This window comes from Stagnimonas sp. FW305-C-60 (assembly GCF_058782965.1).
On the sequence record NZ_JBYSYF010000005.1, the window covers coordinates 59,486 to 82,022 of the forward strand.

The following is a 22,537-nucleotide window of genomic DNA, read 5'->3' on the forward strand; positions in this document are numbered from 1 at the left end:
CGATCAACCTCCGGGTTCAAGGGCGTGGGCGGAGCAGGAACCACAGGCCGAACAGCGCCGTCAGCGCCACCGCGGCATAGCCGAACAGATGGCTGTACTCGGCCACCAGGCGGATGGTCGGCTCGCCCAGGTAATAGCCCAGCGTCACCAACACTCCGCACCAGAGCGTCGCGCCCAGCGTGGTCAGCAGCGCGAACGGCAGCAGCCCCATGCCGAACACGCCGGCCGGCAGCGAGATCAGGTGCCGGATCACCGGAATGAAACGGCCGACGAAGGTGGCCAGCCGGGCGTTCTTCAGAAACAAGGCCTCCGCCTCGTGGTACTTGGCCTCGTTGATCAGAAACCACTTGCCATAGCGCAGCAGAACCGCACGGCCCACATAGCGGCCCAGCGCATAGTTGGCGGAGGCGCCGAGCAGCGAGCCCAAGCCGCCGGTGAGCGTCGCCAGCCAGGGATTGAGATCGCCCTGCGCGGCGCGGAAGCCGGCGGGGATCATCACCAGCTCCGAGGGCACCGGAAACAGGCTGGACTCCAGCGCCATCAGGAAGAAGATTTCGGTGTAGCCCAGATGCTGGACCACGGACTGCACCCACTCGGCGAATCCAGCCATCACTGCTTACCGGGCAATAGGGGAACGAAACTGACCGTGGCCACGTCCTGCACCTGGGTCTTGCCGGCGGCATCGCGGCTGATCAGCTTGAGCAGCTGCCGCCCGGAAGGCCCCACCGGCACAACCAGACGTCCGCCCGGCGCCAGCTGCTCGACCAGGGTCGGCGACAGCGCCTCGGCGCCGGCGGTGACCAGGATGCCGTCGTAGGGCGCGAAGCTGGCCCAGCCATCGGTGCCATCGGCGTAGCCGAAATGCACGTTCTTGATGCCCATCGCCGCCAATCGCCGGCGCGCGGTCTCGCTCAGGGCCTTGATGCGCTCGACGGTGAATACGGTGTCGCAGAGGCTGGCCAGCACCGCGGTCTGGTAGCCGGAGCCGGTGCCGATCTCCAGCACCCGGCCAAACTTGCCGCTGGGCTTGCCGGCCAGCAGGGCCTCGGTCATCACCGCCACCACCCGCGCCTGCGACAGCGTCTGGGCGTGGCCGATCGGCAATGTCAGATCGGCCTTGTAGGCCTGGGCCTGGAACGCCGGATCGACGAATTCGTGGCGCGGCAGCTTGCCGATGGCGGCCAGTACCCGTTCATCCTTGACGCCCAGGCCGCGCAACTCCTCGACCAGTTTGGCGCGGCTGCCGGGCGAGGTCAGCCCACGGCCCTGGGCATGGCTGTGGCTCTCGCGCATCAGGCCGCGAGCCAGCCGCGGAGGCTGTCCAACGCGCTGTGCTTGGTGAGATCCACCAGCAGCGGCGTGATCGAAACCTTGCGGTTGTTGACGGCGTGGAAGTCGGTGCCGGGACCGCAGTCTTCCTCCGGACCGGCGGCACCCACCCACCAGATGGTCTTGCCGCGCGGATCGGCGCTGCGGATCGCCGACTCGGCGGTATAGCGATGCCCCAGGCGTGTCACTTCGATCCCCTGCAGCTCTTCGTAGGGGATGTCCGGCACATTGACGTTGAGGATGGTGTCGCGCGGCAGCGGCACCCGCTGCAGGCGCTCGATCAGCTCCACCGTCACCCGCGCAGCGGTGGCGTAGTGGTGCGGCGCATGGGCCACGCAGGAGACCGCGATCGCCGCCGCCGCCAGCCGGCGGCCTTCCATGGCGGCGGCGACGGTGCCCGAGTACAGGGTGTCGTCGCCGAGGTTGGCGCCGGCATTGATGCCCGAGACCACCATGTCGGGCACCTCGTCCAACAGGCCGGTGAGCGCCAAATGCACGCAGTCGGTGGGGGTACCGTCGACGCACCAGCCGGGGATTTCCCCGTGGTCGTGCCGCTGCGGCCGCAGCGGATGCAGGATGGTCAGCGAGTTGGAGGCGCCGCTGCGATTGCGATCCGGCGCCACGACCTGCACCGCGTGCTGCTCGGCCAGCTTGGCAGCGAGCACACGCAGCCCGAGCGCGGTGCAGCCATCGTCGTTGGAAACAAGAATTTTCATCGGCCCGCCGCGGTGTTCAACCGCGTGCGTTTACTTGAGGTCTGTGGGAAGGCGGTATTGTATCGCCACCCCTCGCAGCGAGCGCCGCCGATGACGCGCGACGATGACAGCCCGGTCGATTTGCTGGCGGCCCTGCCCGGCCTGGTGCGGCTGCCGCCCTCCGACCGCCTGCCCCCTGCGCTGAAACCCCTGCCGCCACCGCACCCGCGCCAGCAGGAACTGGACGAGCGCGCGGTTCTGGTCGAGATGCTTCAAGACCCGCTACACCCGGAAGACTTCGAGAGCGGCGACACCCTCGCCTACCGCGCTCAGGGCATCCAGGACAGCGTCTGGCGCAAGCTACGCCGCGGCCAGTTTCGCATCCAGTCGGAGCTCGACCTGCACGGTCTCAACCGCGACGGTGCCCGCAGCGAGGTCGCCCTGTTCCTCGCCCACTGCCAAGACCAGGCCTACCGCTGCGTGCGCATCGTCCACGGCAAGGGCAATGGCTCCCCCAACAGCGGGCCGGTGATCAAGCGCTACCTCGACGGCTGGCTGCGCAAGCGCCGCGACGTGCTGGCGTTTTGCTCGGCGCGCGCCTGCGATGGCGGCACCGGCGCGGTGTACGTGCTGCTGCGCGCCAACGGCGCCGCCTAGCGCCCAAGCGCCACAGGCATCCACACCCTGCCGCCTTGACTTGGCGCGCCCGCAAGCTGCACAGTTGTTCAGCTTACAAACTTGTAAGTTGAATGCAGAACGCCTCCGCCGACCTCGCTGTCTGCGGAGCACACCATCAGCACCAGAAGGCTGCCGCCAAGACGGTGGCCTCGACCATTCGGAGGAGTGGTTATGTCGCAGTTTCGTCTACGCCCGGCGCAGGTCGCCGGTGCCCTCGCCGTGGCCCTGGCCGCATTCGCACTGTCTGCCTGCGGCGAAAGCAGCAAGCCCACAGGCAGTGGCAATCCAGGCAGCGGTGATCCGGTGATCCCCGCCCCGCCGGCGCCGGTGGACAACAGTCCGCCACCGCCGGCCGCGAGCCTGGACAGCAGCGTGCTGCAAGACCTGCTGAGCTTCGACCGCTGCGATTTCCTCAATCGCGAGTACTGCATGTTCCCCTGGCCGAACAACTGGTTCACCACGACGGACAGCAGCACCGACACCGGCCTGCGGATCAACCTCAACCCGCTGTCGATGCCCAGCAACGTGCTGGCCAAGCCGCTGGACCCCAGCGACTGGAATCGCAACGACGGCTTCTCGCCGGGCCAGGCCATCCTGATTCGAATTCCCGGCCTGGATCTCGGCAAGACCGGCGCGGTGCCGCTCACCGACATCGCCAAGAGCTATGCGCATGACGCGCCGATTGAGGTGATCGACGCCGACACCGGCGAGCGCCAGCTGATCTGGGCAGAGATGGACGCCAACATCACCAAGTTCGAGGGCTGCGACACGCTGGGTATCGTCGCCACCCTGGGCAGTCTGCTGGGTGAAGTCGGCTTGCCGGGCGTCGACAGCGTCGAAACCCTGGCCAACACCCTGCGCGGCTACTGCGGGCAACTGCCAGCAATCAGCAACCCGCTGGTCGACCCGGGCCCGGCGCTGATCATCCGTCCAGCCAAGAACTTCACCCCCGGCCACCGCTACATCGTGGTGCTGCGCAACCTCAAGGACACTGACGGCGCCGCCATCGAGGCGCCCGCGGCGTTCCGCATCTACCGCGACAATCACAGCAGCAGCCTGCCGATGGTCGAAGGCCGGCGCGCGCACTTCGAGGACTTGTTCACCAGCCTGGGCAAGGCCGGCATCCCGCGCAGCGAGCTGTTCCTCACCTGGGACTTCACGGTTGCCAGCGAGCGCAACCTCACCGAGCGGGCGCTGCACATCCGCGACGATGCACTGGCGGCGCTGGGCGACGACACCCCGGCCGATGGCATCGTCCAGGGCGAGGCACCGACCATCTCCGACATCACGGTCAGCGACCGCGTCGGCGACGCGAACATCGCCCGCGAGGTGCGCGGCGTGATCACCGTGCCGAGCTATCTGAACATCCCCAACGGCCCCGCCGGCTCGCGCTTCTACTACGCGCCGGGCAATGGCAGCCTCTACGGCGACGGCCTGCCCGACCGCAACCCGATCAAGGGCACGCAGACCTTCGACTTCCTCTGCCGCATCCCGCGCCGCGCCTTCGATGGCGCGCAGGATCCGGCGACCGCGACCAAGGGCGTCCCGCAGCGGCCGGCGCTCTACGGCCACGGCCTGCTGGGTTCGCAGAGCGAGGGCAGCGGCCAGGTCGGCGCCATCATCCAGGAAGTCGGCATGGTCTATTGCTCCACCGACTGGATCGGCATGGCCAGCCACAACTTCGACCCCACCCAGCCCATCGACACCGTCTATTACGACCCGCCGCTGGGCGATGTACTGAACGTGCTGACGCTGCTGATCGACATGAGCAACTTCACCACGCTTACCGACCGTGTGCAGCAGAGCCTGATCAACTTCAGCTATCTGGGCCGGGCGGTGCTGCACCCGGATGGCTTCTGCAAACTCGACGCCTTCAAGGTCGGCGATCAATGCCTGCTCGACCGCAGCGAGCTTTACTACGACGGCAATTCCCAGGGCGGCATCATCGGCGGCGCCTTGCTGGCGGTGAGCCCGGATATCAAGGCCGGCGTGCTGGGTGTGCCGGGCATGAACTACTCGACCCTGTTGTCGCGCAGCGTCGATTTCGACCTCTACGCCACCTTCTTCTACGCCAGCTACCAGGCCAGCCTGGACCAGCAGTTCGTGCTGTCGCTGATCCAGATGCTCTGGGACCGCGCCGAGAACAACGGCTATGCCTGGAGTCTGGCCGCCGGCAAGAACCTGCCCGGCGCCACGCCGAAGCGGGCGCTGCTGCATCCGGCCTTCGGAGATCACCAGGTGACCATGACCACCGCGGAAGTGATGGCCCGCACCATCGGCGCGGGGGTGCACTGCCCGGCGGTGGCGCGCGGCAGCAGTCCGCAGCGTGGCCGCGGGGTCTATGACCTGGTGAACGCCGCCATCGGCCTGGACCCGCTGGACCTCAATCGCCGTCACCCGGACGACGAGCCCTATTACGCGATTCCCTGCCTCAGCAATCCGCATGTCGGCAATGCCCTGGTGGTCTGGGACTCCGGCCCCACCCTGCGCGCCGATGGCACGCCGCGCAACGACGCCGACGACAGCGGCGAGAAGCTCTCCGGCGTCGCCCCACCGCCGGTCACCAACACGCCCCCAAGACCGGAGCTGGGCTACGGCGCCGACCCGCACGAATACCCGCGCTCCACCGCCGCCAGCCGCCAGCAGAAGGACGCCTTCTTCCGCCCCAATGGCGCGGTGGTGGACACCTGCGGCGGCAAGCCCTGCGCCACCCGCAAGTTCGAGCCATGACGCGCCGAAGCATCGCGCTGGCCATCGCGGCCGGCTTGCTGCTGGCCGCCTGTGGCAACTCCTCGCGTCCGGAACCGGGCGCCGGCGACGGGGTCATCGGCGATCCCGCTCTGCCGGACCTGGAAGTGCTGGCCGGCCCGCCGATCCGCGAAGGCGAATCCGGCGCGGCGGCCCTGCGCTTCGAACTACGGCTGAGCCGAACCAGCGACCGGCCAGTGCAGGTCCGCTACCAAACCCGCGACGGGGAAGCCCAGGCCGGCGAGGACTATCAGGAAACCGCCGGCAGCCTGAGCATTGCGGCCGGAGAACGCCGCGCCTACGTCGTCGTGCCGCTGATCGACGACGCACGCCCGGAACATGACGAGCGGTTCGCGCTAGCGGTCAGCGAGGCCAGCGGCAGCAATCTCCGCGGCGCCAGCGCCCAGGGCCTGATCGTCAACGACGATCTGGTCAGCGACTGCGCGCAACCGGCGCCCGGACTGTTCTGCGCCGGCGCCGCCGAAGGTGCACTGCGGGTGCCGGTGGGCGTGCCCCTGGGCGGCTATCTGCGGCCGCCGCTAGGCGGCGAGTACGCGCCGCAGCTGGAGGAGCTGGCGGGGGGCAATCCGCTGCCCTTCTTCCAGGCTCTGCTTGGTTTCATCCCGGCGATCAGCGAGGGTGGCGGCCTCAATGTCGTGCCGCCCAACGAGCTGCGCCGTTCGCCCTACTCGACCATCTCGCCGTCTTCGCGCGGCTATTACGACTCACTGATGACCAAGGCCATCGCGCTCAGCCGCGACGGCAAGACCCTGGTGCTGGTGAAGACCGACACCGTCGGCATGCTCGACGAGCTGGTGGTTGGCGTCGCCGCCGAGGTGAAGGCGCGTACCGGCATCGATCTCGGCGACGGCCTGATCATGTCGGCCACCCATACCCACGATGGTCCCGGCGCGATCGGCAACCTCTCGATCAAGTACTTCTGGGCGGCGCTCGATGTCTATCACCCCGATCTCTTCGAGCAGATGGTGCACAGCGTCAGCGATGTCGTGGTGCAGGCGCTCGCCAACCGGGTGCCGGCGCGCTTCGGCTTCACCGAAGGTCTGGAACAGGGCCGCGGCGAGGACCGCTACCTGAATTCCTTCCGCCGGTCCCGCGAGCCCTACAGCGAGGAGCGGGTCGCCGAACAGACGCTGCTGCGCCGGCGCATCGGCGTGTTTCGTATCGATGAGGTCGACGCCCGGGGAGCGCCGGTGCGCCCGCTGGCGGTGATGGTCAACTACGCCGCGCACGGCATCATGTTCGACATCGAGAACCTGTACTTCTCCGGCGATTGCCTGGCCGGCCTGGAGCGCAGTGTGCAGGCGCGCTTCGAGACGCCGGTGGTGACCATGCTGATCCAGGCCGCGACCGGCGATGTCAGTCCGCGCGCCGACGGCGACCCCACGCGCCAGCGCATCGAACGCTTCGGCGAGCTGATCGCGCCACAAGTCCTCGACCTCTGGCGCAAGATCGACAACTTCAACCGCGCGCCGGAACTCCGGCTGCTCAGCCAGCGCGTCATCCTCAGCCTAGACAAGCTCGGCTACGCGCCCGACGAATACCCCTACCCATTCGGCGCCGTGCAGTGCAACGCCCTGGCGCCGTTGCCGCTGTGCCTGCCGGCCACACCTTCCGGGCCGGAGGACCTGCTCGACAACGGCGTCGCCGAGAACGATGCCTTCGTGCCCCAGGACACCCGCCTGGGCGTCGCCCAGATCGGCGACGCGGTGCTGATCCTGCAACCGGGCGAGCCACTGACCGAGCAGGGACTACGGTTACTGGAAGCCAGCCCGTTCCCACGCGAGCACAGCTTCATCTGGGGTTATTCGCAGGACCACGTCGGCTACATCCTCCCTGATCTGAAGGCCGATTGGGACCTGGGCGGCACCGAGGGCACCACCACCTTCTGGGGCTGGAAGCAGGGCGGCCTGATCCTGGACCGCACCGTGGCTCTGCTAAATGCGCTCAAGAACCACAGCGAGCCGCCGCCGGACGAGTTCCAGGTCAACTACTTCTCGCTCTTGCCGTCCCTGCCGCCGCCGGCCTTGCCTTCGCTGGCTCCGGGCAGCGTGCTGGTGCAGCCGGCGAGCATTGCGCGCTTCGGCAGCAACCATCTGCGCTTCGAGGGCGGTGATCCGGTGATCGACCTGCCGGTGGTGACCCTGGAAGAAAAGGTCGGCGAGAACTGGCAGCCGATGCGGCGCAGCGACGGCCGGGTGCTGCAGCCCTACTACGAGTTCTGGCTGGAGTATCTGATGACCAATGGCCAGCACGGCTGGAACGTCCGCTTCGAGCCGACAAAGGATTTTCCGGTCGGCGAGTACCGCTTCCACGTCCGCGGGCTCGCGCAGCAGTTGCCGGTGCAGGCGCCCTACGAATTCAGCTCTGAACCGTTCACCGTTTCCGAAGCCGGCAATTTGCTGGTGGAAGACCTGCGGCGCGAAGGCGACTGGCTGAGCGCCACGCTGGCCTACACCCCGGTGCCGGACAACTATCGGAACATCGAGCCGGAAGGCGACGCCGATCAGCCGGCGCCGGTGCGCCAGGGCCGGGTGCGCTTCCAGTCCGGCAAGCGGGTAGCGGTGGCCAGCCAGCCGGAGATTGAAGAGATTGAGGGTCGGGTCTACGCCCGCTATCGGGTGCGTCTGCCCGCCGCCGGAGCCGACAGCGCCAGCGGCGAGGACCGCTGGGGCAATCGCACGCCGGAGCCCAGCGACTAGGGCAGGTTCGGACTAAACCTTCGCCAGCAGCACCACCGCGTGGGCTGCGATGCCCTCGCGGCGGCCGATGTGGCCCATGGTCTCGTTGGTGGTGGCCTTGACGTTGATGGCGTCCAGCCCCAGCCCCATCACCGCGCCCAGGGCCTCGCGCATCGCCGGCACATGCTTGGCAACGCGCGGCACCTCGGCGATCAGGGTCAGGTCGGCGTTTGCCGGTGCGTAGCCGGCGGCACGCACGCGCTCCATCACCACCGCCAGCAGTTTCCGGCTGTCGATGCCCTTGAACTGCGGATCGTTGTCGGGAAACAGCTTGCCGATGTCGCCGCCGGCGATGGCGCCCAGCAGGGCATCGCAGAGCGCATGGATCAGCACATCGCCGTCGGAGTGGGCAATGATCCGCCAGTCGCAGGCGATGAATACGCCGCCCAGGCTGACGCCTTCCCCCGCTTCGATGCGATGGGCATCGAAGCCATGACCGATGCGGATAGGCAGGCTGCTCATGGGTGGCGCTCTCGCCGCGACAGCCAGAACTCGGCCAGCGGCAGGTCTTCGGGATAGGTCACTTTCAGATTGCTCTCGTGGCCGCGGACCAGCCGCGGCTTGTAGCCGGCGCGTTCCATCGCACTGGCCTCGTCGGTCACTTCCAGATCGCGCGCGCGGCACTCCTGCAAGGCCGCGCTCAGCAGCCTGAGCGGGAACAGCTGCGGCGTCTGTGCCCGCCAGTAGAAGGCGCGGTCAACGGTCTCCACCACCTTGCTGCCCTTGGCACGCTTGAGCGTGTCGGTACAGGGCAAGGCCAGCAGGCCGCCGTGCGGCTCACCGCATTCCTCACGCAGGCGCTCCAGCGCCGAAGCGTCCAGACAGGGACGCGCGGCATCGTGCACCAGCACGCGGACGTCCTCGAAGGCGGCGGCACGGCTGGCAACGGTGGCGAGGCCGGCCAGCACCGAGTCGGCACGCGCGGCGCCACCGGTGGTGACCACGATCTTGGGATGACCGGCGAGCGCCAGACCGGCGAACTCGTTGTCGCTCTTGGCCAGCACCACCACGATGCCGTCGATCCAGCCGGCCTCCAGCAGCGGTTGCAGACTCCATTCCAGGAGGCTGCGGCCACGCAGCGGCAGGTACTGCTTGGGCCGGTTGAGGCCCATGCGGGTGCCGCCGCCGGCGGCCGGCACCACCGCCCAGTAGCGGCAGGCGACGCGCGGGGAGCTGGAACCGCTCACGGTTTGGGAGTCATCAGGTAGAAGGTTTCGCCGGGCAGGATCATGCCGAGATCGGCGCGGGCACGGGCTTCGACCGCCGCCACGCCGGCTTTGAGGTCATCGACTTCGGCTTGCAGCGCCGCGTTGCGGGCACGCAGGCGTTCGACCTCGACGCGCTGCGCCTCCACCTGCGCCGCCAGCCGGCGCTTGTCGGCATAGCCGCCATCGCCGAGCCAGAGCCGGTACTGCAACACCAGCACCAGAGCCAGCAGCAGCCAGGTCATCAGACGACGTGGCACGACTGACTCCGGGAGTGCGTGCCTGGCTTAGCCAATCTTCACCGGGAAGGCGCCGGCGCCGGGGTAGCGCGCCTGGCTGCCGAGGATCTTCTCGATGCGCAGCAGCTGGTTGTACTTGGCCATGCGGTCGCTGCGACACAGAGAGCCGGTCTTGATCTGGGTGGCATTGGTGCCCACCGCGATGTCGGCGATGGTGGCGTCCTCGGTCTCGCCGGAGCGATGGCTGACCACGCTCGAATAGCCGGCATCGGTCGCCATCTGGATCGCCTGCAAAGTCTCGGTGAGGGTGCCGATCTGGTTGGGCTTGATCAGGATGGAGTTGGCGATGCCCTTGGCGATGCCTTCCTTGAGGATCTTGGTGTTGGTGACGAACAGGTCGTCGCCGACCAGCTGCACCTTCTTGCCGAGCTTGTCGCTCAAGTACTTCCAGCCCTTCCAGTCGCCCTCGGCCATGCCGTCCTCGATGGAGATCACCGGGTAGTTGGCGACGATGCCGGCCAGGAAATCGCCGAACTGCTCGGGAGTAAAGCTCTTGCCCTCACCGTGCAGCACGTACTTGCCCTTCTCGAAGAATTCCGAGGAGGCGACGTCGAGGCCCAGGTAGATGTCCTTGCCCGGCTTGAAGCCGGCCTTCTCGATGGCTTCCAAGAGGCAGTCCAGCGCCGCGACATTGCTGGCGAGGTCGGGGGCGAAGCCACCCTCGTCGCCGACCGCGGTGTTGAGCTTGCGGCCCTTGAGCACTGCCTTGAGGCTGTGGAAGGTCTCGGCACCCCAGCGCAGCGCTTCCGAGAAGCTCGGCGCGCCCACCGGCAGGATCATGAATTCCTGGATGTCGACATTGTTGTCGGCATGGGCGCCGCCGTTGATGACGTTCATCATCGGCACCGGCAGGGTGACGCTGCTGATGCCGCCCAGGTGGCGGAACAGCGGCAGGTAGTTTTCGTCGGCGGCGGCCTTGGCGTTGGCCAGCGACACCGCCAGGATGGCGTTGGCGCCCAGGCGGGCCTTGTTCTCGGTGCCGTCGAGCGCGCACATCGCGGCATCGACCAGGGCCTGCTCCTGCCCTTCCATGCCGACCACCTTCTTGGCGATCTCGGTCTCGACGTTCTTCACCGCCTGCAGCACGCCCTTGCCGCCGTAACGAGGGCTGGTGCGCGACTTGGTCTTGCCCTTGGGCGCGCCATCACGCAGTTCCACCGCCTCGCGGCTGCCGGTCGAGGCACCCGAGGGCGAAGCCGCCCGCCCGATCGCGCCAGACTCCAGCTCCACCACCGCTTCGATGGTCGGGTTGCCACGGGAGTCAATGATTTCGAGGGCGGTAACTTTGGCGATCTTGGACATAGTGTCTGGCGCTGGCTTCAGGTGTGGGTGGGAAAGGTCTGTGAGTGGCGCGCATTTTAGGGCCAGTTGCTCCGCCTGGCATCGCCGCGGCCAGCAACAGGCGCGTCCTGCCGCAAACTTCGGCGGTGGCAGGCACCAGGCCCAAGATGGCTTGAACGCCGGACAGGCGAACTCGGCCTGAGCCCGAACCAGCCCCAGGCCACCCGAGCCAGTGGCGAACCCCGCGTATTGCTTAGGCGCAGCCGGCCGGCTTCAGGGCGCTGTCCAGCGCCTCGCTGGTGCAGCTCCAGGTCACATTGCCGCTGGCATCCTGGCGCGGCGTGTAGCGCAGCACCGCACCGGGCAGCGACGAGCCCTCGCGGAACCAGATGCTGATCATGCCGCCTTCGCTGACGCCATAGGTCACCCCGGGCAGGGGATCGCCACCGACCTTCAGGTCTTCGATCTTCGAAGGCCAGCGCTGCTGGCTGGTGGCGAACTCGACCACGCCTTCTTGCAGGCGGGTGGCCGACTCAGTGGCGATCTTGATGTGCTCGGCCTTCTTCTGGCCGCTGCAGGCGACCAGAACCAGGAGCGGAACCGCGGCCAGAAAGCGCAGCGGGGGACGGGCGTACTTCGCGCCTTTCATCATAGTTCTCCTCCTGCCGACACCAGGACGGTTCGGCTGCGGGGAGTGTAACGCGCGGACCTGACAGCTGTTGTCAGCCGAACGGCCTAGGCCTCAGGCCAGTGCGGTTTCCAGCAAGGGCCGCTTCTTGACCACACTGTCCAGCTCGACCAGGGTCTCCAGCAGCTCCGCGATCTTGGCCAGCGGCAGGGAATTGGGGCCGTCGCAGAGCGCGGAATCCGGGTCGGGATGGGTTTCCATGAACAGGCCGGAAATGCCGGCACCGACCGCCGCGCGCGCCAGCACCGGGATCATCTCGCGCATACCGCCGCTGGCGGTGCCCTGCCCGCCCGGCAGCTGCACGGTGTGGGTGCCGTCGAACACCACCGGGGCGTACTGACGCATGATCGCCAGGCCGCGCATGTCGGCCACCAGATTGTTGTAGCCGAAGCTGAAGCCACGCTCGCAGAGCATGAACTGATGCGGCGCCACCGCCTTCATCTTCTCGATCACATTGCCCATTTCCCAGGGCGACATGAACTGGCCTTTCTTGACGTTGATCGGCCGGCCGGTCTTGGCCACGTTCTGCATGAAATTGGTCTGCCGGCACAGGAAGGCCGGGGTCTGGATCACGTCGATCACGCTGGCCACCTCGGCCAACGGAGTGTCTTCGTGCACGTCGGTGAGCACCGGCACGCCGATCTGGCGCTTGACCTCTTCCATGATCTTCAGGCCGCCTTCCAGGCCCGGGCCGCGGTAGCTCTTGTGGCTGCTGCGGTTGGCCTTGTCGAAGCTGCCCTTGAAGATGTACAGGATGCCCAGCTTCTCGGCGATCGGCTTGATGTAGCCGGCGACATCCAGCGCCAGCTGTTGGGATTCCAGGGTATCCGGGCCGGCAATCAGGAACAGGGGCTGGTCGATACCGATTTCGCGGCCGCAGAGTTTCATGGTTAGTCCTTAGGCCTTGGCCTGATGAGCAAGGTGGTGCTCGCGGGCGACGCTGACAAAGCCCTTGAACAGCGGATGACCTTCCCGCGGCGTGGAGGTGAACTCCGGGTGAAACTGCACGGCGATGAAGAACGGGTGGTCGGGCAGCTCGATGATCTCCACCAGCTCCTCGTTTTCCGACACGCCGGCAAACTGCATGCCCTTGGCGGCCAGCGGTTCGCGGTAGTTGTTGTTGAACTCGTAGCGGTGCCGGTGACGCTCGTGGATCACCTCGGCGTTGTAGAGCTCGCGTGACTTGCTGCCGGCCTTGAGCTTGCAGGCCTGCGCACCGAGTCGCATGGTGCCGCCCTTGTCGGACTTGGCCGAGCGCTTCTCGACCTTGCCGGAAGCGTCCTTCCACTCGGTGATCATGGCGATCACCGGATTCGCCGACTTGGGCGAAAACTCGGTGGAGTGCGCGTCCTTCAGGCCAACCACATTGCGCGCGTACTCGATGCAGGCCACCTGCATGCCCAGGCAGATGCCCAGGTAGGGAATCTGGTTCTCACGGGCGTGGCGGGCGGCGATGATCTTGCCCTCGACCCCGCGCTCGCCGAAGCCGCCCGGCACCAGGATGGCGTCGGCGCCCTGCAGCACCCGCGCGCCCTGGCTCTCGACCTGTTCGGAGTCGATGTAGCGGATCTTGACCTTGGTGCCGGTGTGCAGACCGGCATGGATCAGCGCCTCGTTGAGGCTCTTGTAGGCGTCGGCGAGATCGACGTACTTGCCGACCATGGCCACCGTCACCTCGGTATCGGCAGCCAGGCGCTTCTCGACCAGATCGTCCCACTCGCGCAGATCGGCCTTGTGGCAGTCGGTAAGCCCGAAGTGCTCGATCACCAGCTCGTCCAGGCCCTGCTGGTGCAGCCAGCCCGGAATCTTGTAGATGTCGTCGAGATCCACCGCCGAGATCACCGCGCGGATCGGCACATTGGTGAACATCGCGATCTTGCGACGCTCGCTCTCCGGCAGCGCGCGGTCGGTGCGGCAGAGCAGCACGTCGGGCTGGATGCCAATCGTGCGCAGCTCCTTGACGCTGTGCTGGGTCGGCTTGGTCTTCATCTCGCCGGCGGCCTTGATGTAGGGCACCAGGGTGAGATGCATGAACATGGTGTGCTTGCGGCCCAACTCGACCTGCATCTGGCGGATCGACTCCAGAAACGGCAGGCCCTCGATGTCACCGACCGTGCCGCCGATCTCCACCAGGCAGATGTCGCAGCCGGCGCCGCCGCGCTTGATCGCGGTCTGGATCTCGTCGGTGATGTGCGGGATCACCTGCACGGTCTTGCCCAGATAGTCGCCGCGACGCTCCTTGTCGAGCACGTTGCGGTAGATCTGGCCGGTGGTGACGTTGCTGTTCTTGCTGGTCTTGGCGCGCAGGTAGCGCTCGTAATGCCCCAGGTCGAGGTCGGTCTCGGCGCCGTCCTCGGTGACGAATACCTCGCCATGCTGGAACGGCGACATGGTGCCGGCATCGACGTTGATGTAGGGATCGAGCTTGATCATGTGGACCTTGAGTCCACGCGATTCCAGGATCGCACCCAGGGAGGCGGCGGCGATGCCCTTGCCGAGGGCCGAAACCACACCGCCAGTGACGAAGATATAGCGAGTCTGATGGTCCGGCATGAGGTCTTGAGTATCCCGTTCGTCTAATCCCCCATTTTACGGCAGCGGGGCACCGACCCGGAAGCCGTCAGGCCTCCGGGTCGGGTTTTGGATACCCCCGTTCAGGCGGTCGGCAGCTTGTATTCCTTGTACTGCTGACGCAGCTGTAGCTTGCTGATCTTGCCGGTGGCGGTGTGGGGGATGTCCTCGACGAACACCACGTCGTCCGGCGTCCACCATTTGGCGATCTTGCCCTCGAAGTGCGCAATCAGCTCGGCCGCGCTGAGCTCGGCACCAGCCTTCTTCACCACCACCAGCAGCGGTCGCTCGTCCCATTTCGGGTGGTAGACGCCAATGACCGCCGCCTCCTGTACCGCCGGATGGGAGACCGCGACATTCTCCAGGTCGATGCTGCTGATCCACTCGCCACCGGACTTGATCACGTCCTTGCTCCGGTCGGTGATCTGCAGATAGCCGTCGGGGTCGATGGTGCCGACATCGCCGGTCGGGAACCAGCCGTCCTGCAAGGGATCCTTGTCCAGCTTGAAGTAGTTCTTTACTACCCAGGGGCCACGCACCTGCAGGTCGCCAAAGGCCTTGCCATCGTGCGGCAGTGCCTGGCCGTTCTGGTCGACGATGCGCATGTCGACGCCGAATACCGGCCGCCCCTGCTTCAGCTCGATGGCGAACTGTTCCTCGGGTGACAGCTTCAGATGCTTTTCCTTGAGCGTGCAGACCGTACCCAGCGGCGACATCTCGCTCATGCCCCAGGCGTGGCGGATCTTCACGCCGTAGCCATCACGGTAGGCGCGCATCAGCGCCGGCGGGCAGGCGGAACCGCCAACGATGGAGTGCCAGGGCCGGCTGAAATGCAGATTGTTCTTCTGCAGATGCTGGAGCAGGCCCAGCCAGACCGTCGGCACGCCGGCCGAGAAGCTGACCTTCTCGCTCTCGAACAGCTCGTAGAGGCTGGGGCCGTCCAGACCGGCGCCGGGCATGACCAGCTTGGCGCCGATGGCGGCGGCGGAGTACGGGATGCCCCAGGCGTTGACGTGGAACATCGGCACCACCGGCAGCACCACGTCGCGCGCCGAGAGGCCCATGACGTCCGGCATGCAGGTGCCGTAGGCGTGCAGGATGGTCGAGCGGTGCGAGTACAGCACGCCCTTGGGGTTGCCGGTGGTGCCGCTGGTGTAGCAGAGCGAGCCGGCTTCGCGCTCGTCGAAGCTCGGCCACTGGTAGTCCGGCGAGGCGGCGGCCAGCAGTTCCTCGTAGGCCAGCGGCTGGACGTTCTTCATCGCCGGCAGCCGGTCGGCGCTGGTCAGCGCCACCCAGTGCTTGACGCTTGGGCAGCCGCCCGCCACCAGGCCATCAACGAGCGGCGCAAACGTCACGTCGAAGAACACCACCGCGTCTTCGGCGTGATTGATGATCCAGCAGATCTGCTCCGCGAACAGCCGCGGATTGATGGTGTGCAGCACCCGCTGGCTACCCGACACACCGTAGTACAGCTCCAGATGCCGATGCGTATTCCAGGCCAGGGTGCCGACCATGGCCTGCGGGCCTAGGCCCAGGCCGCCAAGGGCGTTGGCGAGCTGGCGGGAGCGCCGCGCCACCTCGCCCCAGCTAGTGCGATGAATGGCCCCGGCCGCGTCGGGCAGCCGCGAGACGATCTCGGTGTCTCCGTGGTAGCGCTCGGCGTGACGTATCAGTTCGGAGATCAGCAGGGGCTGATCCATCATGAGGCCGTGCATCTAGGTTCTCCTCCTGGGCAGGCGATGGTTGGTTACCGCTTTATCGACGCCAGCTTAACGGCAGGCCGGGCAGTTCGGCATTAGACCAAGTTTGGATGTATTCACAACGCGGCTTGTGATCGGCATGCCAACGCCCGGCGATGGACTGCAATTCCCCATCGACATAAATCAGCGCCAAGCGCTGTCGCACCCAGGGTGGCAGTCCCTCGCGCTGTGCCAGCGCGCGCAGGCTGCGGTGATGGGCTTCGCCGGCCAGGCGCAGGCGCTCGCCGCCGTGGGGCAGACGCACGGTGGCCCGCAGCGGACCGCCGGCTTCCAGGCGCCCACAGCCGGCCGGCAGCCGGAGTTCGCTTAAGCCATCCCACTCCAGCGCGTAGTCCTCGGGCGGAGGTGGCAGACGCGCACTGGCGTAGAGACCGTCGCGGTAGCGCCGAAACTCACCACCCGGCCAGGCCAGCAGGGGCTCGGCGTCCGGGCGCACCGCCAGCACCTCGCGGTCGAGATGCCGCAGGGTTTCATCGTAGGTCGCCGGCAGCCCCAACTGCTCCAGCCAGTGTCGCAGCAGCAGGTGACGGCGCGCCGGACTCAAGGCCAGCAGGCCAGAAACCGAGAGGCCACCGTCCTCCCGCTGTACCGCCGGCAAGCCCTCGGCGGCCAATTCCGCCAGCAACTCCGCCGCCTCGGCGCAGCGCGCGGCGGTGGCGGCGAGCTGCTGCTCGGCCTCCGGCCAGCGCAGCCGCAGCCGCGGGATCAGCTCCTGACGCAGCCAGGAGCGGGCGTAACGTGGCGACCGGTTGTGCGGGTCCTCGATCCAGTCGCTCCCGCGCTCGCGCAGGTAGTCGCGCAGCGCCGCACCCGGCACCGCCAGCAGCGGCCGCCACAGCCAGCCGGGGTCGAAGCGGGTGAAAGACCGGATCGCGGCCAGACCGTCGACGCCGCTGCCACGCAGCAGGCGCAGCAGCACGGTCTCGGCCTGGTCGTCGCGGTGATGCGCGGTCAGCAGCAGCCCGCCTGCCGGCAGGCGACTGCGCAGCGCGGCATAGCGGGCGCTGCGGGCGGCGGACTCCGGCCCCGCCGGATCGTCGGCCGCCACCTGCACGCGCAGCACCTCCAGCGGCACGCCCAGGCCAGCGCAGACCTGCTGGCAGTGCGCGGCCCAGTCATCGGCGGCGGCCTGCAGGCCGTGGTGGACATGTACCGCGCGCAGACCCGGCAGGGCCTGCTCTACGGCCAGATGCAGGAGAGCGGTGGAATCGGCGCCGCCGCTATAGGCCAGCAGGCAGGGCGCCTGGCCGTGACCAGCAGGCGCCTGTAGATGGCCGGCCCAGGAGCTGGCTCTGGATTTAGCCAACGGCCTTCAGATGGGTGACGACCTGCGGCTCCTCGTAGGCGCCGAAGTTCATCAGGCGCTGATAGCGGTCGTGCAGCAGCACGGTCATCGGCCGTTGCAGCAGGCGGTCCAGATGCTCCACCAGACGGCCCTTGACGCTGGCGATCATGGTCGCCGGATCACGGTGGGCGCCGCCCAGGGGCTCGGGGATGACTTCGTGGATCAGCTTCAGGTTGTAGATGTCCTGCGCGCCGACGCGCATGGCGGCGGCGGCTTCCGGCGCGCGGCTGGCGGACTTGAACAGGATGCTGGCGCAGCCTTCGGGCGAGATCACCGAGTAGATGCTGTACTGGAGCATCATCACCACGTCGGCGACGCCGATCGCCAGCGCGCCACCGGAGCCGCCCTCGCCGGTCACCGTGGCGATCACCGGCGTGCGCAGGCGCGACAGCTCAAAGAGATTGCGGGCGATGGCCTCGGACTGGTTGCGCTCCTCGGCACCGATGCCGGGATAGGCGCCGGGGGTGTCGATGAAGGTCAGCACCGGCAGCTGGAACTTCTCCGCCATCTTCATCAGCCGCAGCGCCTTGCGGTAACCCTCGGGGCGCGGCATGCCGAAGTTGCGCAGCACCCGCTCCTTGGCGTCGCGGCCCTTCTGCTGGCCGATCACCACGCAGGCGCGGCCTTCCAGGCGGGCAACGCCGCAGACAATGGCGGCATCGTCGGCGTAGTGGCGGTCGCCGTGCAGCTCTTCCCACTCGGTGAAGATGCCGTTGATGTAGTCCAGCGCGTAGGGGCGCTGCGGGTGGCGGGCCAGCTGGGCGACCTGCCAGGGCGTGAGATTGGCGAAGATCTGCTCGGTGAGCTGGACGATCTTGCCCTCCAGCGCCGCGATCTCGGCGGTCAGGTTGACTTCGCTGCCCTGGGTGGCGAAACGCAGCTCTTCAATCTTCTGCTGCAGGTCAGCAATGGGCTGTTCGAAGTCGAGATAGTTCAGGTTCATTCATCGTCTCCACCGCCGCCGGCGAAGGAGCGCTCGAAGCGTCGCTCCTGGACCGGTGGCACGTACCGTCGATATTGCACTTTAACGCAGTCGCCGGGAAGGAATTGTTGCAATGCCGCAAGACACTGGCCGTCGGCCTTCAGGCGCCAGTCCGGAGGGAATTCCAGCACCGCGCTGGCGCCCGCGCCCAGGTATTCCACCGTCACCGGCACGCCCAGTGGGTCCTTGTAGGGCTGCAGCAGGGTTTTCAGCGCCTGCACCTCGGCGGCCGGCCGGCGCAGCCAGCGCAGGCTGATGCGCTGGGCGTACTCGTTCATCACCGTGCCGGGGGCGAAGAAATCGGCATTGAACAACCGCTGCTCCTCCGGGCGGTCGTCCTTGGGCTGGGTCCAGCCCAGCTCGGAGAGCACGAACACCAGGCTGTCGGCCTTCAGAAAACCCGCGTACTTGGGCCATTTGTCGGCGTCGATCCAGACCGCGATGCTGCGGTCGGCATCGCTCAAGCTGACCTTGTAGCTGGCCCGTCCGCCTTCTTCCTTGGGCTTGAAGAAGCGGATCTCGGTGACCCAGGCGGCGAACAGCTGCTTGGTCCGCGGCTGCCATTTGGGCTTGCCGTCATTGCCCTTGACCGGCTTGGGCAGATTGGCCAGCAGATCGGCCAGCCGGGCGCTGCAGATCTGGTCGATCAGCTCCCGGGAGGTATCCATGGGATGCCCGGAGAGGTAGAAGCCCAGCGTCTCGATCTCGTGCTGCAGGCGCTCGCCCAGGCCCCAGTCCTGCACCTGGTCGGCCTGTACCCGCTCGCTGATCTTCGGCTGCGGCGAACCGAGGCCGAACAGCTCGTTCTGGCCGCTGCTGGCCGAGGCCGCGGCCCGCTCGGCCAGTTGCAGGGCCTTGGGCAGGGTCTTGATCAGCGAGGCGCGATTGAGGCCGAAGCCGTCCAGCGCGCCGGAATACACCAGCGCCTCCATCACCTTCTTGTTGCAGCGCTTGGTGTCGATGCGCCGGCAGAAGTCGAACAGGTCCTTGTAGGGGCCGTTGGCGTCGCGTTCGGCGACGATGCCCTCCACCGCGCCCTCGCCCACGCCCTTGATCGCCCCCAGCCCGTAGAGCACGGCGTTCGTCCCCGGCACGGTGAAGCGGTAGCGCGAGCGGTTGACGTCCGGCGGCAGCACCTTGAGGCCCATGCGCAGGGCCTCCTCGCGCATCACCACGACGGTCTCGGTATGCGCCATTTCGCAGGACATCACCGCCGCCATGAACTCGGCCGGGTAATGCGCCTTCAGCCAGGCGGTGTGGTAGCTCACCAGCGCATAGGCGGCGGCGTGCGACTTGTTGAAGCCGTAGTCGGCGAACTTCGCCATCAGGTCAAAGACCTTGCTCGCCACCTCGGTATCGACACCGCGGCCAATGGCGCCGGTGGTGAAGATCTCGCGCTGCTTTTCCATCTCGGCGCGGATCTTCTTGCCCATCGCCCGGCGCAAGAGGTCGGCGCCGCCCAGGCTGTAGCCGGCCAGGCGCTGCGACATCTGCATCACCTGCTCCTGGTAGACGAAGATGCCGTAGGTGGGCTTCAAGACCGGCTCCATCTCCGGATGCAGGTACTCCACCTTGATCTCGCCGCGCTTGCGGGCGCAGAACTCCGGGATGTTCTCCATCGGCCCGGGCCGGTACAGCGAGACGAGCGCGATGATGTCCTCGAAGCAGTCGGGCTTGAGGTCGCGGCTGGCCTTCTGCATGCCCGGCGATTCCATCTGGAACACCGCCGAGGAATCGCCGGACTGGTAGACCTTGCGGTAGGTGATCTGGTCGTCCAGCGGCAGCGCCAGCATGTCGAGCTGCTTGCCGTGCAGGCGGGCGATGGTATCGACCGCTTCCTGGATGATGGTCAGCGTCTTCAGACCGAGGAAGTCGAACTTCACCAGTCCGATGGTTTCCAGGTCCTTCATGTCGAACTGGGTGCGCACGCCGCTGCCGTCGGCTTCGCAGTACAGCGGCGTGTAGCAGGACAAGGGCTTGGGCGCGATCACCACGCCACCGGCGTGTACGCCGACGCCGCGGGTGACGCCTTCCAGCGCCAGCGCCAGGTCGAGCACCGCGCGGACGTCCTCCTCCTCTTCGTAGGCCTTTTTCAGCTCCGGGTTTTCCTCGATGGCGTCGGCCAGGGTGGCGCCGGGGATGCCGGGGATGAGCTTGGCCAGGCGGTCGCCGAAGCCGAAGCCGTGGCCCATGATGCGGGTGACATCGCGCACCACGCCGCGCGCCGCCATGGTCGCGTAGGTGACGATCTGGCCGACGTACTCGCGGCCGTACTTCTCGGCGACGTACTTGATGACGCGGTCACGGTTGTCCATGCAGAAATCGACATCAAAGTCGGGCATGGACACGCGCTCCGGGTTGAGGAAGCGCTCGAACAGCAGGTCGTAGGGTAAGGGATCGAGGTCGGTGATCTTCAGCGAATAGGCCACCAGCGAGCCGGCGCCGGAGCCACGCCCCGGCCCCACCGGACAGCCGTTGTCCTTGGCCCACTGGATGAAGTCCGACACGGTAAGGAAGTAACCGGCGAAGCCCATCTTCTTGATGATGCCGATCTCGAAATCGAGGCGGTCCCGGTACTCCTGCAGCGGTCGGGCCGGCTGGATCTGCGAAAGGCGCCACTCCAGGCCCTTCTTCGCCTCCTGTTCCAGGAAGCTGTCCGGCGTGTGGCCTTCCGGCACCGGGAAGTTGGGCAGGTGGTAGGTGCCGAACTTGAGGCTGAGCGTGCAGCGGCGGGCGATCTCCAGACTGTTCTCGATTGCCTCCGGCAAGTCGGCGAACAGTGCCTGCATCTCCTCGGCCGACTTCAGGTACTGCTCCTCGCTGTAGTCGCGCGGCCGCTTGTCGTCGGCCAGCATGCGGCCGGTGGCGATGCAGACCCGCGCCTCGTGCGCCTCGAAATCCTCGCGTTTGAGGAAGCGCACGTCGTTGGTCGCCACCAACGGCAGGCCGCTGTAGCGGCTGTAGAGCGCGGCCAGTTCCACCCAATCCTCCTCGCCGGGCCGACCGCAGCGGGTGACCTCCAGGTACAGCCGGCCGGGGAAGCGCGCCAGCCATTCGGCGCGGATCGCCTCGGCGGTTTCCAGGGCGTCGCCGAGCAGGGCCTTGGCCAGGCTGCCGTCGCGGCCGGTGAGCGCAATCAGGCCCTCGCTGCGTTCGTCCAGCCAGGCGCGCTTGATCACCGCGCCTTCGCGCCCCTGCCCCTCGGCATAGGCGCGCGACAGCAGGGCCGCGAGGTTGAGATAGCCGGCCTCGCTCTGCACCAGGAGCGTCAGGCGCTCGGCGCCCTCGTCCTTGAGCCGCTCCTCGATCAGCACATCGGCGCCGGCGATGGGCTTGATGCCCGCGCCCTCGGCGGCCTTGTAGAACTTCACCATCGCAAAGAGATTGTTGCGGTCGGTGATCGCCAGCGCCGGCAGTTGCAGGTCCTTGGCGGCCGAGGTCAGCGTCGCGCCCTGGCCGCCGCCCTTGCGCTTGGGTGGCTCGACCCGGACGATGCCGTCGGTGAGCGAGTACTCGGTGTGGACCCGCAGGTGCACGAAGCTCATGCGCCCGCTCCCTCGCCGGCCAGCGGCACCGCCACCGCACCCGCCTCCAGCAGCGAACGCTGCGCGCAGGGTGCGAAGCTCATCCGATGCTCGGCGCAGGGGCCGAGCCGGCGCAGCGCGGCGAGGTGCACGGCGGTGCCATAGCCCTTGTGCTGGGCGAATCCGTAACCGGGGTATTGGACGTCGAGTTCACGTAGTAGCCGGTCGCGGGCGACCTTGGCGAGGATGCTCGCCGCCATGATCTCCTCATGCAGGGCGTCGCCGCCGACCACCAGCGCAGTGGGCAGGCCCAGGCGCGGGTCCTGATTGCCATCGACCCGGCATAGCGCCGGTTGCAGGCCCAGCGCCGTGACCGCGCGGCGCATCGCCAGGAAGTTCGCCTGCAGGATGTTCAGCCGGTCGATCTCGGCCACGCTGGCGCTGGCGATGGCCCAGGCCAGGGCGCGCTGCTGGATCTGCGGAAAGAGTTTCTCCCGCGCAGGCGCCGACAGCTGCTTGGAATCGTTCAGACCGACCAGGCCGTGGTCGGCGGGCAGGATCACCGCCGCCGCGACCACCGGCCCGGCCAGACAGCCGCGCCCGGCCTCGTCGATGCCGGCAATCAGCCGGCAGGAGTCAGGGAGGGGGGCGGCGCTCATGGCGACAGCTTGCC

General features: G+C 67.4%; 18 protein-coding genes. 3 read left to right on the forward strand and 15 right to left on the reverse strand.

Annotated features, from left to right (window positions below):
* Nucleotides 1–16: 16 nt before the first annotated feature.
* From AC3WT6_RS14185 to surE, 3 genes are read right to left on the reverse strand one after another with little or no spacing between them, the layout of a single operon-like run.
* Nucleotides 17–610, reverse strand: a complete 594-nt coding sequence (locus tag AC3WT6_RS14185) for a DedA family protein (protein WP_492654253.1) — start codon at nucleotides 608–610, stop codon at nucleotides 17–19.
* Nucleotides 610–1,293 (reverse strand): protein-L-isoaspartate(D-aspartate) O-methyltransferase, encoded by a 684-nt coding sequence (locus tag AC3WT6_RS14190; RefSeq protein WP_492654254.1) that lies wholly within the window; start codon nucleotides 1,291–1,293, stop codon nucleotides 610–612. Before AC3WT6_RS14190 ends, AC3WT6_RS14185 begins: the two co-directional genes overlap by 1 nt.
* Entirely contained in the window at nucleotides 1,293–2,045 is a 753-nt protein-coding gene (surE, locus tag AC3WT6_RS14195; RefSeq protein ID WP_492654255.1) for a 5'/3'-nucleotidase SurE, read from the reverse strand. The genes AC3WT6_RS14190 and surE overlap by 1 nt, the downstream gene beginning before the upstream one ends.
* Nucleotides 2,046–2,135: 90 nt before the next feature.
* On the opposite strand from surE, the gene AC3WT6_RS14200 reads away from it, so the two are divergent.
* From AC3WT6_RS14200 to AC3WT6_RS14210, 3 genes are all read left to right on the forward strand, one after another.
* Nucleotides 2,136–2,681 (forward strand): Smr/MutS family protein, encoded by a 546-nt coding sequence (locus AC3WT6_RS14200; RefSeq protein WP_492654256.1) that lies wholly within the window; start codon nucleotides 2,136–2,138, stop codon nucleotides 2,679–2,681.
* Between the two features lie 192 nt (nucleotides 2,682–2,873).
* The gene (locus tag AC3WT6_RS14205; RefSeq protein WP_492654257.1) at nucleotides 2,874–5,432 is read left to right on the forward strand and encodes a hypothetical protein; all 2,559 of its coding nucleotides are present in this window, start codon (nucleotides 2,874–2,876) and stop codon (nucleotides 5,430–5,432) included.
* Nucleotides 5,429–8,170, forward strand: coding sequence for a neutral/alkaline non-lysosomal ceramidase N-terminal domain-containing protein (locus tag AC3WT6_RS14210; RefSeq protein ID WP_492654258.1), 2,742 nt, complete (start codon nucleotides 5,429–5,431; stop codon nucleotides 8,168–8,170). Before AC3WT6_RS14205 ends, AC3WT6_RS14210 begins: the two co-directional genes overlap by 4 nt.
* Nucleotides 8,171–8,182: 12 nt before the next feature.
* Here AC3WT6_RS14210 and ispF read toward each other — a convergent pair whose 3' ends face one another.
* From ispF to rnhB, 12 genes are all read right to left on the reverse strand, one after another.
* The gene (gene ispF / locus AC3WT6_RS14215; RefSeq protein ID WP_492654259.1) at nucleotides 8,183–8,671 is read right to left on the reverse strand and encodes a 2-C-methyl-D-erythritol 2,4-cyclodiphosphate synthase; all 489 of its coding nucleotides are present in this window, start codon (nucleotides 8,669–8,671) and stop codon (nucleotides 8,183–8,185) included.
* Nucleotides 8,668–9,396, reverse strand: coding sequence for a 2-C-methyl-D-erythritol 4-phosphate cytidylyltransferase (gene ispD, locus AC3WT6_RS14220; protein WP_492654260.1), 729 nt, complete (start codon nucleotides 9,394–9,396; stop codon nucleotides 8,668–8,670). Before ispD ends, ispF begins: the two co-directional genes overlap by 4 nt.
* Nucleotides 9,393–9,674 (reverse strand): cell division protein FtsB, encoded by a 282-nt coding sequence (gene ftsB / locus AC3WT6_RS14225; RefSeq protein WP_492654261.1) that lies wholly within the window; start codon nucleotides 9,672–9,674, stop codon nucleotides 9,393–9,395. Before ftsB ends, ispD begins: the two co-directional genes overlap by 4 nt.
* Nucleotides 9,675–9,701: 27 nt before the next feature.
* Nucleotides 9,702–11,015, reverse strand: coding sequence for a phosphopyruvate hydratase (gene eno, locus AC3WT6_RS14230; RefSeq protein ID WP_492654262.1), 1,314 nt, complete (start codon nucleotides 11,013–11,015; stop codon nucleotides 9,702–9,704).
* Between the two features lie 232 nt (nucleotides 11,016–11,247).
* Nucleotides 11,248–11,643, reverse strand: a complete 396-nt coding sequence (locus AC3WT6_RS14235; RefSeq protein ID WP_492654263.1) for a pilin — start codon at nucleotides 11,641–11,643, stop codon at nucleotides 11,248–11,250.
* A gap of 93 nt (nucleotides 11,644–11,736) precedes the next feature.
* A complete protein-coding gene (gene kdsA / locus AC3WT6_RS14240) occupies nucleotides 11,737–12,570 on the reverse strand; it encodes a 3-deoxy-8-phosphooctulonate synthase (protein ID WP_492654264.1) in 834 nt (277 codons plus the stop codon).
* Nucleotides 12,571–12,579: 9 nt separating this feature from the next.
* The gene (pyrG, locus tag AC3WT6_RS14245) at nucleotides 12,580–14,235 is read right to left on the reverse strand and encodes a CTP synthase (RefSeq protein WP_492654265.1); all 1,656 of its coding nucleotides are present in this window, start codon (nucleotides 14,233–14,235) and stop codon (nucleotides 12,580–12,582) included.
* A gap of 101 nt (nucleotides 14,236–14,336) precedes the next feature.
* Complete coding sequence (locus AC3WT6_RS14250) at nucleotides 14,337–15,968, reverse strand: 3-(methylthio)propionyl-CoA ligase (protein WP_492654266.1); 1,632 nt, start codon at nucleotides 15,966–15,968, stop codon at nucleotides 14,337–14,339.
* 40 nt (nucleotides 15,969–16,008) lie between these two features.
* On the reverse strand, nucleotides 16,009–17,319 hold the full coding sequence (gene tilS / locus AC3WT6_RS14255; RefSeq protein ID WP_492654267.1) for a tRNA lysidine(34) synthetase TilS: 1,311 nt from the start codon (nucleotides 17,317–17,319) through the stop codon (nucleotides 16,009–16,011).
* Nucleotides 17,312–18,301 carry an acetyl-CoA carboxylase carboxyltransferase subunit alpha gene (locus tag AC3WT6_RS14260; RefSeq protein WP_492654268.1) on the reverse strand — a complete coding sequence of 330 codons (990 nt, stop codon included), beginning with the start codon at nucleotides 18,299–18,301 and terminating at the stop codon, nucleotides 17,312–17,314. The genes tilS and AC3WT6_RS14260 overlap by 8 nt, the downstream gene beginning before the upstream one ends.
* The gene (dnaE, locus tag AC3WT6_RS14265) at nucleotides 18,298–21,885 is read right to left on the reverse strand and encodes a DNA polymerase III subunit alpha (RefSeq protein WP_492654269.1); all 3,588 of its coding nucleotides are present in this window, start codon (nucleotides 21,883–21,885) and stop codon (nucleotides 18,298–18,300) included. Before dnaE ends, AC3WT6_RS14260 begins: the two co-directional genes overlap by 4 nt.
* A complete protein-coding gene (rnhB, locus tag AC3WT6_RS14270; protein WP_492654270.1) occupies nucleotides 21,882–22,523 on the reverse strand; it encodes a ribonuclease HII in 642 nt (213 codons plus the stop codon). The genes dnaE and rnhB overlap by 4 nt, the downstream gene beginning before the upstream one ends.
* Nucleotides 22,524–22,537: the final 14 nt, after the last annotated feature.

Coding starts and splice junctions, on each gene's coding strand:
- AC3WT6_RS14205 (WP_492654257.1), top strand. CDS start 2,874: ATGTCGCAGTTTCGTCTACGCCCGGCGCAGGTCGCCGGTGCCCTCGCC.
- pyrG (WP_492654265.1), bottom strand. CDS start 14,235: ATGCCGGACCATCAGACTCGCTATATCTTCGTCACTGGCGGTGTGGTT.
- AC3WT6_RS14235 (WP_492654263.1), bottom strand. CDS start 11,643: ATGAAAGGCGCGAAGTACGCCCGTCCCCCGCTGCGCTTTCTGGCCGCG.
- ispF (WP_492654259.1), bottom strand. CDS start 8,671: ATGAGCAGCCTGCCTATCCGCATCGGTCATGGCTTCGATGCCCATCGC.
- AC3WT6_RS14200 (WP_492654256.1), top strand. CDS start 2,136: ATGACGCGCGACGATGACAGCCCGGTCGATTTGCTGGCGGCCCTGCCC.
- dnaE (WP_492654269.1), bottom strand. CDS start 21,885: ATGAGCTTCGTGCACCTGCGGGTCCACACCGAGTACTCGCTCACCGAC.
- surE (WP_492654255.1), bottom strand. CDS start 2,045: ATGAAAATTCTTGTTTCCAACGACGATGGCTGCACCGCGCTCGGGCTG.
- AC3WT6_RS14260 (WP_492654268.1), bottom strand. CDS start 18,301: ATGAACCTGAACTATCTCGACTTCGAACAGCCCATTGCTGACCTGCAG.
- AC3WT6_RS14190 (WP_492654254.1), bottom strand. CDS start 1,293: ATGCGCGAGAGCCACAGCCATGCCCAGGGCCGTGGGCTGACCTCGCCC.
- AC3WT6_RS14185 (WP_492654253.1), bottom strand. CDS start 610: ATGGCTGGATTCGCCGAGTGGGTGCAGTCCGTGGTCCAGCATCTGGGC.
- rnhB (WP_492654270.1), bottom strand. CDS start 22,523: ATGAGCGCCGCCCCCCTCCCTGACTCCTGCCGGCTGATTGCCGGCATC.
- kdsA (WP_492654264.1), bottom strand. CDS start 12,570: ATGAAACTCTGCGGCCGCGAAATCGGTATCGACCAGCCCCTGTTCCTG.
- AC3WT6_RS14250 (WP_492654266.1), bottom strand. CDS start 15,968: ATGCACGGCCTCATGATGGATCAGCCCCTGCTGATCTCCGAACTGATA.
- eno (WP_492654262.1), bottom strand. CDS start 11,015: ATGTCCAAGATCGCCAAAGTTACCGCCCTCGAAATCATTGACTCCCGT.
- AC3WT6_RS14210 (WP_492654258.1), top strand. CDS start 5,429: ATGACGCGCCGAAGCATCGCGCTGGCCATCGCGGCCGGCTTGCTGCTG.